Raw genomic sequence first — 13,367 nt, forward strand, 5'->3', positions numbered from 1 at the left:
ATAAAAACAGCTGGTTACAGCACCAAAAAAGCCCAACCGAGCTTATGGAGGCAAAAGGAGGCACATTTTACACGCCACTAGCGGGCGCCACAAATTTCTGTTGAGTGAAACGTCTTTCAGGGTTGGAAGTATGGACAGGCAGCCAAGGCAGTATTTTCTGTCATAACCTGCTTTTCAGCAACTCTCCCAGTAGTTGGTGATCAAACTCGGAGGTCACTATAGCCTGACCTATCGCTTTGAGCAAAACCAGACGAAGACTCCCATCCATGACTTTTTTATCCACCGCCATCAAATCGAGAAACCTATCGGCACTCATCGTAGGGGGAGCCCATAGCGGCAGTTGACACCGACCAAGCAGTTCTCTGGCACGGAGGACATCATCGGAAGGCAACCACCCCAGTAACCTGGAGAGTTCAGCCGCCATAACCATTCCAGCGGCGATCGCCTCACCATGGAGCCAGTCTGTATACGACTGCGCCGTCTCTATGGCGTGCCCGAAGGTATGCCCAAGGTTAAGTATTGCCCGAATACCCGTCTCCCGCTCATCCTGGCTGACGATCCTTGCCTTGTTTTCACAGGAACGCATGATTGCAACTGCCAGCGAGTCGGGACATTTACCCATCAATTGCTCCACATTGGTTTCAAGCCAGCAGAAAAAATCCTCATCGGCGATCAAACCATATTTGACCACTTCGGCGAGGCCGGCATGGAGCTCTCTTTCAGGTAGGGTCTTCAGGGTAGCCGTATCGGCAATCACGCATTCAGGCTGGTAAAACGCGCCAATCATGTTTTTTCCCTGCGGGTGATTGACGGCTGTTTTCCCCCCCACAGAAGAATCTACCTGGGCGAGCAGCGTGGTGGGAACCTGAATGAAATTCACACCACGCTGGTAAGTAGCTGCAGCAAAACCAGTCATGTCGCCAATAACACCGCCACCGAGGGCAATCAGTGTAGTACTTCTGTTATGCCTTTTTTCAAGCAGCCGATCATAAATTTTATTGAGATACTGCAGCGTTTTGTAGCGCTCACCATCAGGCAGAACCAATGTATCGACCTGGTAACGGGAAAGACTTTTTTCAATCGAGCCAAGATAAAGGGGCGCAACCGTTTCATTGGTCACGATCAATACCTGCTCACCCTGGATATAAGGTACAAAAACGTCGCTTGTCTGGAGTAGCCCCTCACCAATATGTATTGGATAACTACGATCACCTAGTTCGACAATGAGCTGATTGGCAGCGTCCACAATGTGTCACTCTTTAACAGTAAAAAAAGGGGTATAGAATTTATCACATCAGCTGTTTAGCTGGCGAATAGTCCTTGCGATTTCATCAGCGACCAGCTGGGGCTTTTTCTGCTCGGTAGCAACCACCAAATCGGCTATTTCACGATAAAGAGGATCGCGTTCGTGAAGTAGGGAGTCAATGACAGCAGCGGGATCATCCACCTGCAGTAGTGGCCGATTCCGATCGTGTGCTGTCCTCTCCAGCAATTGATCCACCGAGGCCGTCAGATAAACGACATACCCCCTTTGCTGCAAAAGTGCTCTATTGTGCTCATTGAGCACAGCGCCGCCGCCCGTGGCGAGAAGGATATTTGTAGATGCTGTAATTTCATTCAACAACTGGCTTTCACGTTTGCGAAAACCGACCTCACCCTCGACGTCGAATATCCAGGGGATATCGGCACCGCATCGTTTCTCTATTTCGGTATCAAGGTCAATGAATTGAAGTTTCAGCGTCTTTGAAAGGAGTCGGCCAATGGTAGTCTTGCCGGCCCCCATAGGACCGACAAGGAAGATGTTGTGGGGTTTTGTCATTAATCAAGCAAAGCTTCATTCAGTATTTTGGGAGTGATAAAAATCAGGATTTCACGCTTCTGAATATCCTCGATATCGTGACGGAACAGGCGACCCAGGTAGGGAACATCGCCCAGGAACGGGACTTTCTCCACATTGTCGACAGTCTGCATCTGGAACAGTCCGCCAAGCACCAGGGTCTGACCATCGCCAACAATGGCTTTTGTCTCAACCTGGGTAATATCAATAACTGGCTCTCCGGTAGGCAGGAGGTCACCCACAGAATCCTGTGCCACATTAATGTCCATTACGATACGACCATCCGGCGTAATCTGCGGGGTCACTTCAAGCAAAAGCACCGCTTCCTTGAACTGGGTGGAGGTGGCACCACTTGATGTGGCATTCTGATAGGGAATTTCAGTACCGGTTTTGATCGAGGCCTGCTGCTTGTCGCCAGTCAACACCTTGGGTTGCGAAACAATTTCACCCTTGCCCTCGTTTTCCAGCGCGCTGAGCTCTAGGTCAATGAACGTATTGTTGGTCAAAAGCTCCAGCGCAAAGCTGCCATTGGGGTCTTCTACGCCAAGATCCACTCCCAACCCGGCATCATTCACCAGAATGGAACCGATACCCGGTGTGCCATCAAAAGCATCAATCGGGTTCACCCCGCCATCAAAACCCTCCAATGAACCCGAGAAACCGAACTGTGAATTACCTGGGTTGCGCAGGCCCTGCAAGCCCATCCGCGCACCGATCTCTTTTCTGAAATCACGGTTGGCAATGACGATCCTGGCTTCGATCAGAACCTGCTTGACTGGAATATCAATTTGATCAATCAGCCGCTTGAACTCAAGGATCTTATCTTCTGTGTCAGTGAGAATAATCGTGTTGGTGCGGTTATCGACAATCGCAGAACCCCGTTCGGACAGAATACTGTCAGTGGCTGTACGACTTCCGGAACTTCCGCCACTACTGCCTCCACGAACATCAAATAACTCATAAAGCGCTTTCGCATCAGCATACTTCACACGAATAAATTCAGTCCTGAGCGGTGCCAGTTCCTGAAGTTGCTTATTGGCCTCAACCTGAAGCCGTTCCCGCTCTGCAATTTCAGCCGCCGGGGCAACCATCAATACGTTGCCTTCCTGTCGTTTGTCCAACCCTTTCGCCTTTAGCACAATATCGAGGGCCTGATCCCAGGGAACATTTTCCAGACGGAGGGTGATGCTGCCTGACACCGTGTCACTGGCCACCAGGTTCAGATCGGTAAAGTCAGCAATCAACTGCAATACTGATCTGACTTCAATGTCCTGAAAATTCAGCGACAGTTTTTCGCCGACATAGGCAAATTTGGATCTTTGGTTTTCCAGCTCTTCTTCTGACAGGGGTTTCAGGCTAACAATATATTGATCATCTGTCTGGTAAGCCATGTAATCATATTCACCAACGGCTTTTATCAACACCGTTGAGGTAGAGCCATCAAAGCTGGCATCAACTTCCTTTACAGGTGTAGCGAAATCAACCACATCCAACCGGCGATCAAGAGACTCTGGCAGCATCGTGCGAAAGAAACGCAGTTTGACATCGCCACCAGACTGGGAAATATCAATACTTGTGGCAGGGTTAGACAGATCAATGACCACCAATCCTTCACCTTCCTCGCCACGGCGGAAATCAACACCCTGAATACTATAAGTGGGGGCACTGGTGCGATCTTCACTAGCCACAGCACCGACAATACTGGCCTTCCTGGGCGCACTTCTGGCAACACCGTCGTTTGCACCCACCAACAAAACAATGCTGTTTCCATCTATGTGGGTTTCATAGGGTGCCATTTTCAGCATATTCAGAATGACACGGGTACGGTCTGACGTGCCCAACACGACCGCACTTCTGGCATTTTCGAATGATAGAGCATATTTTTTTTGATCCAGCGCACTGGCTACACTGGGCAAATCCAGAACTATCCTGGCCGGATTATCTATCGTGTAACCGTCCGGTGCAGGGGGAGTATCGGAGAAGTCCATGCGGACTTCGAAGCGGCCGCCAGGCAAAGTTGCAAAGCTGATATCCTCGAGCACCACCTCAGCCAACACCTGTGATGACAGGCCCAAATAGGCCAAACACCCGGCCAATACCAATATGCTCTTTTTCAGATAGCCTTTCATCTCAGTTTCCCCAAACCTCTCGATTAGTCTTTCTCATTCAGACCCAGGGTGCGCGGACGCTCTACCCAGTTTCCTTTCCCGTCGGGAACAATTTCAATTACGTCTACCTTGGCATTCGATATGGCGGTGATCCGTCCGTAATTTTTTCCCAAATAGTTACCGACAGTAACTCGGTGAATACCACCACTCCCGTCATTAATCAACGACCACATTTGCCCTTTCCTGGAAAGAATCCCCACCATGGATAACGCAGCAAAGTTGAAACTTTCGAGGTATTCTTTTTTCCGGTTTTCACTGGGCGGCTCTACCGTGCTCTTACCGGCAAAACTTTCCGCCGAACCAGCGAGCAGCGGGGCATCGAAAGGGCTCCGCATGGCGATAGCTCCGTATCGGAAAGTTTTGTGAGAACGAAAAGTAGGCAGAGGCTCAATTTCCCCGACAGGACGCGCCTTGATCTCCTGCATGTAATTTTGCAAATCGTTATAGCTTTTATCGCCAGAGCAACCCGATAGCAGAACACAGCCGGCAATCAGGAAAGTCAAACCTTTCAACTTGGTCATTTCCTAGTCTTCCTGTGTCTTGTAGCGGTAGGTTTTGGCTTGGATTTCCAACGCCAAAAGCCCTCCACTCCCTTTAGCTGACAAACTGTAGTCATGCAGAGTAACTATCCGTGGCAGGCCTGCCACACCACTGACAAAGGCACCCACATCATGATAACCACCCTCGGCAACAATTTTTATTGGCAACTCCACGTAAAACTCCGCTGACCGCTCGGGCTGAAGTGTAATACTGGAAATATTCAGGCTTGCACCGTGACCGATTTCTGTAATGTCCTCCAGCAATCCAGGCACTTCAGTATCACTTGGCAGCTGCGCCAGCAAGGCGTTAAAAAGCTTTTCCACTTCGGCCATCTGTATTCTGTATGCCTCAAGATTTGCCGCCTGGAATGCCTTTTGTTCAAAGTTACTCTTTAACTTGACCTCTTGAGATTTAGCTTGCTCCAGCTCTACACCAAGATCCTTGACATGAAAGTAATAGGTACCAGCCAACACCAGGGAAAAAATAACGATCAACAACAGCACTCTGACAGGAAGCGGCCATACGCCGATACTGTCAAAATCCAAGTCTGTGAAATCAAAATCCTTTAATTGCTGTAAGGAATCACTTAACGCCATCAGGTATCTCCCTCGGCAGTCTCACCTGGAGACTCTTGCGCAACCGGTGTATTGACAATTTTGACTCTCATCTCAAACCGGCTTCCGTCCTCACCGAGGACATCATTGGCTTGCACTTTGGTAAGGTTTGGCTCAGTGAATTTGTAGGAGGCATCAAGCTGACGCATCAGAGTAGAGACTCGGTTGTTTGACTCTGCATACCCTTCCAGTGAAATCTGATCATCCTTTCGGGTCATCTTGGTGAAATAAACACCGTCAGGCACTGATCGAACGAACTCATCGTAAATTCTGACTATTTCCGGCCGGTTGCCCTGCAACTCCTGAATTACCTCCATGCGATCCAGTAAGTCCTGGCGACGCTTTTTCAGTTCTTTAATTTCAGTGACCTGTTTTTCAAGTCTGGCAATCTCTGTCTTCAACAGGGAGTTTCTGTCGTTTTGGGTCTGTATCTGACTGGAGAGCATGCGATCCCAGCCAAATGCACTGATCACTGCAGCAACCAGAACCACACAAATAAGTGTAATAAATTCTTTTTTCTTTTCCGCGCGGAGTGCTTCGCGCCAAGGCAGTAAATTGATCTTGGCCATCTTATTCAAGCCCTCGCAACGCGAGCCCAGCGGCAATTAACATGGCCGGAGCATCATTAGCCAATGCAACGGCATTCACCTTGTTGGACACTTCCATATCCGCAAAGGGGTTTGCAATCATTGTGGGCAATCCCAACTTGCCCTCTATCTCCTCACGCAATCCTTCCATCGCAGCCACGCCTCCCGCCAGAATCAATTGATCGATATAATTGTACTGGCTGGATGAAAAAAAGAATTGCAGGGAACGAGATATTTGCTGTACCAAGGCATCCTTGAATGGCTCCAACACTTCTGAGACATAGTCTTCCGGAAGGCCGCCCTGTTTTTTTGCCTGACCTGCCTCCTCAAGGGATAAGCCATAACGGCGCTGGATTTCTTCGGTAACCTGCTTGCCACCAAACAACTGTTCCCGTGTATAAACTGTTTTACCGTTCACAAGAACACTCAGTGTCAACATGGTGGCACCTATGTCCGCGATAGCGACCACCTGATCACCGAGCTCTTCCAATTGCGTCGACAACAGCTCGAAAGCACGCTCGACAGCAAAGACCTCGACATCGACCACCTTGGGGTTAAGGCCGGCCTGCTCCAGTGCATCGGCACGGGAATCGACGTTTTCCCGCCTGCACGCAGCCAGCAAAACATCGACCTGTTCGGGATTGTTATCCGAGAGGCCGATCACTTCAAAGTCGAGCGCAACCTCATCGAGGGGATAGGGAATATACTGATCTGCTTCGAGGGCGATCTGGGTTTCCATTGCCTGATCATTAAGATCGGCGGGCATCTCAATAACTTTGGTAATCACCGACGAACCCGATACCGCAACCGCAGTATCCCGGGCCTTGGCTTTGGCTTGGCTCACCACCTTGCGAATGATCTCAGCGAGAGCCTCTACATCATTGATGTTTTTTTCCACAACCGTGTTCGGTGGCAGAGGTCTCACCATGTAGCTTTCAACCTTGTAACGGTTACCGTTACGACTGATCTCCAGCAACTTCACAGCGGAAGATGTTATGTCCAGCCCCAATAAACTTTTGGGTTGCTGGTCTAGAAAACTGAAAAGTCCCATTTTTGTTTTCTTTTCCCAAGGTTACGCAAAGCAACTAAGTCAGGACTTTAACTATTTTTTGCAAGTTTGCAAGTAGTGTGTCCCTATTCTTTTGGCTCTATAATAGCATGCTGTTTTTTTAAACGGTCTCCACATGATTCACCGCTTTTACAAAATCACCGTCATACTAGTCTGGCTCGCTCTATCCGCTCTGGGCTGTACACTGATTGCAACCGGGAGCCTGTATCTCTACCTTAGCCCCAAACTACCCTCCTCTGAAAGCCTCAGACAGGTAAAACTGCAGACACCTTTGAGAATTTACTCACAAGATTTGCATCTAATTGGTGAATTTGGTGAAAAAAGACGCAACCCGATCACCTTCGAGCAAATTCCCACCATTTATATACAAGCATTGTTATCCGCTGAGGATGATCGCTTTTATCAGCATTCCGGCGTGGATATTACCAGCCTGCTGCGGGCCGCCTCGGAGCTGATCAGCACTGGCGAGATCCAAACCGGCGGCAGCACCATTACCATGCAGGTAGCCCGCAATTACTTCCTCACCCGTCAACAAACATTCACCCGAAAGTTCAATGAAATTCTGCTGGCATTGCGTATTGAGGACGAACTCAGCAAAGACGAGATTCTCACGCTTTACGCCAACAAGATTTACCAGGGCAATCGCGCCTACGGCATTGAGGCCGCCGCCCAAGTTTACTATGGCACGACGATTGATAACCTCAATCTGGCTCAAGTGGCCATGCTGGCGGGCTTACCAAAGGCACCTTCCGCCTTTAATCCCATTGCCAACCCAACCAGGGCCCTGATTCGGCGCAACTGGATCCTGAAGCGAATGTTCGAACTGAATCATATTGATGAAGCGACTTACCTGTCGGCGCGAAACGAACCGGTCAGTGCCAGCTATCACGGCTATCTGACTGAACTCGATGCACCCTACATCGCAGAAATGGCCCGCCGGGAGATCGTTGATATGGTGGGACTGTCCGCCTACACCGATGGCTACCGGGTAATAACGACCGTCAACAGCCAGCTGCAGCAAGCTGCCGAGCAGGCCGTTCAGGATGGGCTGATCGCCTACGATAGCCGGCACGGTTTTCGTGGCCCTGAAAAAAATCTACCCCAGCCTGAGGATTGGCAGACAACCTTGCGTCAGACGCAAACCTACGGAAACCTGGTTCCCGCCATTATCTCCGAGATAAAACCCCAGGCCCTGGTCGTTCAGACAGAATTCGCTGAGACGATTGAAATTGCCTGGGAAAACGGCCTCAAGGGACTTCGGCGCTATATAAGCCCCAGCAACCGCTCCGCACCCATAAAAACAGCAGATGAGCTGTTCTCTGTGGGCGACCTCATCAGAATTCGGCAACATCAGGAGTCGTGGCAACTGGGCCAGCTACCCAAAGCCCAAGCCGCCATTGTTGCCCTTGATCCCGAGAATGGCGCCATTCAGGCATTGATCGGAGGTTACGACTTCCGCCAGAGCAATTTCAACAGGGCAACCCAGGCTGAGCGCCAACCGGGCTCCAACTTCAAACCCTTTATCTACACGATTGCACTGGAAAACGGATTTACGCCGGCCAGCATCATCAATGATGCGCCAGTGGTATTCGACGACGGGTCATTGGAAAAGAGTTGGCGCCCTGAAAATGATGGTGGCAAGTTTTTTGGGCCCACCCGTCTGCGCAAAGCGCTCTATCTTTCCCGAAATCTGGTCTCTATCAGGTTGATGCGATCTATTGGCATCAACAAAGCCATCGATGGACTGAAACGTTTTGGTTTTGATGAAAGTAAACTTCCCAGGGACTTGTCACTGGCACTGGGCAGCCATGCCGTCACCCCATTGCAGATTGTCACCGGCTATGCAGCGCTGGCCAACGGTGGCTATCGGGTCGAACCCTACCTAGTGGATCGCGTGGAAGACTCTGCCGGCAAACTGCTATACAAGGCAGCACCCATGACCGTCTGCCGCAAGGATTGTGACCACAGACAACCCGATGCTTTGGACGACAGGGATGTCACTCCACCCACGCAGCCCTCCGATAATGACGCAGCCAACGTCAACCCTCACGCGCCAGAACAATTGTATTTACCTCCACCCAATGCGCAAAGAATCATTGAGCCGGGGGTTGCCTACATCATGGACTCCATTCTCAAAGACGTTATTGTCAAGGGAACAGGCAGGCGGGCACTGGCACTAAAACGTACGGATCTGGCAGGAAAAACCGGCACGACAAATGGTCCGAGAGATGCTTGGTTTTCAGGCTATAGCCCACACATTGTCGCCACTGCATGGCTTGGTTTTGATCAAAACCTGTTATTGGGCAGAAATGAATATGGCGGCTCTGCGGCCCTGCCAATCTGGATGGACTTCATGCGGGTGGCACTGGCAGACAAACCGGAAATCAGTCGCCCACAACCGGAAGGTGTGGTGATGGTGAGAATTGATCCTGACACAGGGCTGCGGGTCGGGCCGGGCCACAGCAATGCTGTGTTTGAAATTTTCCGCGAGGAGGATGTCCCCCCTCTGATGGACAACCACAGGTCATCTGATGACGGCTTCGGTTCATCACAAGGCCCGAGACCTGAAGATCTATTCTAGATCATCCCCCAGCGTGGTTAACAGGTTCTGCCAGGGGAAAGCACCGTCACCCAATCCATAAAAAAAAGGATTGAGAAAGTCAGACTTGCTGTTATAGGCGAGAGGGCGAAAATCCAGTCCCACCACGCACCCGCCTGCGGCTTCAAGTATTGCCTGCCCTGCTGCGGTATCCCATTCGCTGGTGGGGGCAAAGCGCGGGTATAAATCGGCGTACCCCTCGGCGACATGACAAAACTTCAATGAGCTGCCAACCTCGGAAATCACCACATCACCGAGAGAGCACCTCAGCCTTTCTGCCAGCCGACTAACCTCTGATATTCCGTGCCGACGGCTTGCCACCAACCTGAAAGGCTCCTCCAGCAGGCGACGCTGGGCCTCCGTCCGCACCTGAATCTCAGACCACTGCTGATTTTTATATTTGAATGCTCCAAGACCCGGGCCCCCGGCATAACCAATGCCCGTGACAGGGACATAGATCACCCCCAGGCTGGGCATCCCTGACTCAACCAGTGCGATATTGACCGTAAACTCATCATTGCCATCCAGAAACTCCCGGGTACCGTCCAGTGGATCAACAAGCCAGTAGCTCCCCCAATGGACCCTGACATCAAGCGAAGGGGGCTCGGACTCCTCCGACAGCACTGGAACAGCCAGCAAATCCGGCAACCCAGCCGCCAATACCCGGTGAGCGCTATAATCTGCCTCAGTCACCGGCGAACGGTCCTGTTTGGTCATCACCGGGAGAGGATCGCCTCTGTGATAAAATGACATTATGCTTTTACCTGCATCCACTGCGAGCGCCATGATGTCTTTCAGAAAAGGGTGATTCACAGCTTTATCGCTGCCCGATTGTTGAGTAAATCTCTGACCAAGAACAATGCAGCAATTGACCGTCCCTCCGTAAAATCATCCCGGGACACCAATGCGGCCAGGTCGTCGAGCTTCCAGGGGATCACCTCAATAGTTTCTGGCTCATCGCCGGGCAATCGGCTCTCATAGAGCCCCTCTGCCAAAACCACCAGGATATCGTGCTCCATGTAAGCGGGTGACAGTGTCAGACTTTTGATGAGTTGCAGCTCGCGCGCACCATAGCCCACCTCCTCCATCAACTCCCTGTTGGCTGCCTGCAACGCATCCTCTCCGGGATCTATGGCGCCTTTTGGCAAGGCAATCTGATAATCACCGATGCCGGCACCATACTCCCGAACCAGTAGGACTGTTTCATCGTCCAGCATGGGAACAATCAGTACCGCACCCTCCCCGAATCGCAGCAACCGCTCATAAACACGCCGAGCACCATTGGCAAACTGCAGGTCCTGCTCTTCAATCTGGAACAACCGGGTTTTGGCCAGCTGTCGCCGCTTCAATATGAGGGGTTTTGTCGGCATACTGAACAATACCTTGATAACGTGGCAGACCATTATAGCTGTGAAGATCGACTGGAATACTATCGACACCGTACTACTCGACATGGACGGCACGCTGCTGGACCTGCATTTCGATAATTTTTTCTGGCTCACCCACCTACCCCGCCGCTATGCAGAACATCATGGACTCTGCGCGAGCAAGACAACACCCGAGCTGCACAAACGACTCAATGCAAAACGCGGTACGCTGGAGTGGTATTGCCTGGAACACTGGTCCCAGGAATTATCGCTGAATATTCGTCAGCTGAAAGAAGAGATTGATTACCTGATCACTGAGCGCCCCTTCGTGCAGGAGTTTCTCGAACAACTGGGCGCCCATGGTAAACAACGAATCCTGATCACCAATGCCCACCCCCAGAGCCTGGATCTCAAGCTGAAGCTCACCAGCATCAAACCCCTACTGGACCAAGTCTACAGCTCCCACGAATTCGGCCACCCCAAAGAATCCCCCATATTCTGGCAATTACTGGAACGCCGGCAACATTTCAACCCGGCCAGAACATTGTTTATCGACGACTCTTTGCCAGTATTAAAAGCGGCAGCCGCCTATGGCATCGGCCACCTTTTGGCTATCAGCCAACCGGATAGCCGAACAGCACCCATCATCATCCAAGAGTTTCCGTCTATCATTCACTTTGACGAGATATTGCCCGATGGCGAATGAAAAAATACCTGATCAGAAGGTCCGTCTGGATAAATGGCTGTGGGCTGCGAGATTCTTTAAAACACGCGCACTGGCGAAAGTGGCTATTGAAGGCGGCAAAGTCCACATTGATGGTCATCGTGCAAAGCCCAGTAAAGAGATCACAGTGGGGACCGTCCTCGATATACGGCAGGGGTGGGATGAAAAAACCGTTCTGGTGGAGCAGCTCAGCACCCAGCGTCGGGGCGCCGACGACGCGGCGAAACTCTATACAGAAACGGAACAAAGCCGAGTCAGACGCGAGCAACAGGCGCTTCAACGCAAAGTCGCCCAACAGGGCATTCGCTTTTCCGACGAGCGGCCCAGCAAAAAGCAGCGCCGGCAAATCCACCGATTCAAGGAGCAGAACCAATCATGAAAGCACGCATCCTTGTCCTGCTGTTATGCCTGCCCCCCCTGAGCCAGGCGGCCATTTACCGCTGGGTTGACGAAAGTGGCAAAGTACATTTTTCGGATAAACAGCCAGAGAACAACGCTACTGCGCAAGATATATCGGGGCAGTTGCGCCCCCTCAACAACGATTCCAGCACTACTGAAACCGAAAAGCTCAAGACTGTTTTCCCGGGAGAAACACCTGAAGAAAAAGCGTTTAACGCCCGACAAAAGGCTGAGCAGGAAAAACAGCATCTACATAAGCAAAGGGACTGCCAGAAAGCACGCAACCAGCTCCGTGTACTGCGTGGCAGGGTTGCTTTCGAAGATAGCGAAGGCAATGAAATCATCATTAGCGAAGAGGAACGACAACAACGGGCAAAACAGCTGGCACAACAAATCCAGATCCATTGCTCGTAGCCACCTACATTTGAACCCGGAAGAAACTTGACCACACTGGACAACTCTCCGGAACCACACTAAATTCCATCGCCCGTTTCAGAGGAGCCACCAAATGCCCGACAGGGACAAACTGCAAGGATTTATCTTTGATCAATTTGATATTCGCGGCGAAATTTTAACCTTGAAACAAAGCTATGGCGAAGCCATCGCCCGTGGCAATTATCCTCAGTTGATCAAGCACCTGCTGGGGGAATTCATGGCGGCTGCAGGCATGCTCAGTGCAACACTCAAATTTGATGGCGTCCTGACACTTCAGGCCCAGGGGCCGGGTCCACTCTCGATGATCATGGCTGACTGTACCCGCCACCACAACCTGCGAGCGATTGCCAGTTTTGACCGCGCTTATGACTTTAATACCGATGAACCACTCGCAGCACTCGTGGGCATGGGAACCTTGAGCCTGACGATTGACCCCAGTAACGGCGAGCGCTACCAGGGTATTGTTCCACTGGAGTCAGAAAATCTCGCCAACTGTCTGGAGGATTACTTCACTCGCTCTGAACAACTCCGGACCCGGATCTGGCTGGCGGCCGACACTGAACTTGATTCACCAAGGGCTGCTGGCTTGCTGCTTCAGGCATTGCCCAGGCAGCTGGAAACGTCGGCGGAAGAAAATCTGCAGATGTGGGAACACACCACACAACTGGCCAACACAATCACGGCCGAAGAGCAGCTAACGCTCGACCACGAACAACAACTTCACCGCCTTTTTCACCAGGAACCGCTGAGACTATTCGAAGCAAAAGCCGTCCAGTTTAACTGCAGCTGCTCAAAAGAGCGTATCTCTCAGGCACTGCTTTCCCTCGGAGAAAAAGAGCTCAACAGCATCCTTGATGAAGCCGGGCTGGTGGCCATTGATTGTCATTTCTGTGGCCAGCATTACACGTTTACCCGCGATGATATCCAACGGCTGTTCGACGAAAGTCCCCCGGTGCTCCACTAGAGGAATTTTTTCTGGCATAATTGCCACCCCTTCGGCTCCAGCAGGGCCGACAACCTGACCGGAA

At 51.3% G+C, this 13,367-nt stretch carries 14 protein-coding genes; 5 read left to right on the plus strand and 9 right to left on the minus strand.

Annotated features, from left to right (window positions below):
• Nucleotides 1-160 precede the first annotated feature (160 nt).
• The 7 genes from aroB to U740_RS00625 are packed head-to-tail and all read right to left on the minus strand — an operon-like array spanning nucleotide 161 to nucleotide 6,797.
• The gene (gene aroB / locus U740_RS00595; protein ID WP_200877085.1) at nucleotides 161-1,249 is read right to left on the minus strand and encodes a 3-dehydroquinate synthase; all 1,089 of its coding nucleotides are present in this window, start codon (nucleotides 1,247-1,249) and stop codon (nucleotides 161-163) included.
• A gap of 45 nt (nucleotides 1,250-1,294) precedes the next feature.
• Entirely contained in the window at nucleotides 1,295-1,819 is a 525-nt protein-coding gene (aroK, locus tag U740_RS00600; RefSeq protein ID WP_036858438.1) for a shikimate kinase AroK, read from the minus strand.
• Nucleotides 1,819-3,966 carry a type IV pilus secretin PilQ gene (locus U740_RS00605; RefSeq protein WP_036858439.1) on the minus strand — a complete coding sequence of 716 codons (2,148 nt, stop codon included), beginning with the start codon at nucleotides 3,964-3,966 and terminating at the stop codon, nucleotides 1,819-1,821. The genes aroK and U740_RS00605 overlap by 1 nt, the downstream gene beginning before the upstream one ends.
• A 23-nt stretch (nucleotides 3,967-3,989) precedes the next feature.
• On the minus strand, nucleotides 3,990-4,526 hold the full coding sequence (locus U740_RS00610; RefSeq protein ID WP_036858440.1) for a pilus assembly protein PilP: 537 nt from the start codon (nucleotides 4,524-4,526) through the stop codon (nucleotides 3,990-3,992).
• 3 nt (nucleotides 4,527-4,529) lie between these two features.
• A complete protein-coding gene (locus U740_RS00615) occupies nucleotides 4,530-5,141 on the minus strand; it encodes a type IV pilus inner membrane component PilO (RefSeq protein ID WP_036858441.1) in 612 nt (203 codons plus the stop codon).
• A complete protein-coding gene (locus U740_RS00620) occupies nucleotides 5,141-5,728 on the minus strand; it encodes a PilN domain-containing protein (protein ID WP_036858442.1) in 588 nt (195 codons plus the stop codon). The genes U740_RS00615 and U740_RS00620 overlap by 1 nt, the downstream gene beginning before the upstream one ends.
• A gap of 1 nt (nucleotide 5,729) precedes the next feature.
• Nucleotides 5,730-6,797 (minus strand): pilus assembly protein PilM, encoded by a 1,068-nt coding sequence (locus U740_RS00625; protein ID WP_036858443.1) that lies wholly within the window; start codon nucleotides 6,795-6,797, stop codon nucleotides 5,730-5,732.
• Between the two features lie 133 nt (nucleotides 6,798-6,930).
• On the opposite strand from U740_RS00625, the gene U740_RS00630 reads away from it, so the two are divergent.
• Complete coding sequence (locus tag U740_RS00630) at nucleotides 6,931-9,396, plus strand: penicillin-binding protein 1A (RefSeq protein ID WP_081890780.1); 2,466 nt, start codon at nucleotides 6,931-6,933, stop codon at nucleotides 9,394-9,396.
• Here U740_RS00630 and cysQ read toward each other — a convergent pair.
• Nucleotides 9,388-10,227, minus strand: coding sequence for a 3'(2'),5'-bisphosphate nucleotidase CysQ (cysQ, locus tag U740_RS00635; RefSeq protein WP_407674679.1), 840 nt, complete (start codon nucleotides 10,225-10,227; stop codon nucleotides 9,388-9,390). The two genes, U740_RS00630 and cysQ, sit on opposite strands and share 9 nt — an antisense overlap.
• A complete protein-coding gene (nudE, locus tag U740_RS00640) occupies nucleotides 10,224-10,784 on the minus strand; it encodes an ADP compounds hydrolase NudE (RefSeq protein WP_036858444.1) in 561 nt (186 codons plus the stop codon). Before nudE ends, cysQ begins: the two co-directional genes overlap by 4 nt.
• Nucleotides 10,785-10,866: 82 nt before the next feature.
• On the opposite strand from nudE, the gene yrfG reads away from it, so the two are divergent.
• The 4 genes from yrfG to hslO all read left to right on the plus strand — a co-directional run bounded on the left by yrfG (nucleotide 10,867) and on the right by hslO (nucleotide 13,303).
• Nucleotides 10,867-11,487, plus strand: coding sequence for a GMP/IMP nucleotidase (gene yrfG, locus U740_RS00645; protein ID WP_051921563.1), 621 nt, complete (start codon nucleotides 10,867-10,869; stop codon nucleotides 11,485-11,487).
• Nucleotides 11,477-11,884, plus strand: coding sequence for an RNA-binding S4 domain-containing protein (locus tag U740_RS00650; RefSeq protein ID WP_036858445.1), 408 nt, complete (start codon nucleotides 11,477-11,479; stop codon nucleotides 11,882-11,884). The genes yrfG and U740_RS00650 overlap by 11 nt, the downstream gene beginning before the upstream one ends.
• Nucleotides 11,881-12,318: a DUF4124 domain-containing protein gene (locus U740_RS00655; RefSeq protein ID WP_036858446.1), complete on the plus strand. Its 438-nt coding sequence runs from the start codon at nucleotides 11,881-11,883 to the stop codon at nucleotides 12,316-12,318. The genes U740_RS00650 and U740_RS00655 overlap by 4 nt, the downstream gene beginning before the upstream one ends.
• Nucleotides 12,319-12,412: 94 nt before the next feature.
• On the plus strand, nucleotides 12,413-13,303 hold the full coding sequence (hslO, locus tag U740_RS00660; protein ID WP_036858447.1) for an Hsp33 family molecular chaperone HslO: 891 nt from the start codon (nucleotides 12,413-12,415) through the stop codon (nucleotides 13,301-13,303).
• The last annotated feature ends 64 nt before the right edge of the window (nucleotides 13,304-13,367 follow it).

The organism is Porticoccus hydrocarbonoclasticus MCTG13d (genome assembly GCF_000744735.1).
GTDB classification, from domain to species: domain Bacteria; phylum Pseudomonadota; class Gammaproteobacteria; order Pseudomonadales; family Porticoccaceae; genus Porticoccus; species Porticoccus hydrocarbonoclasticus.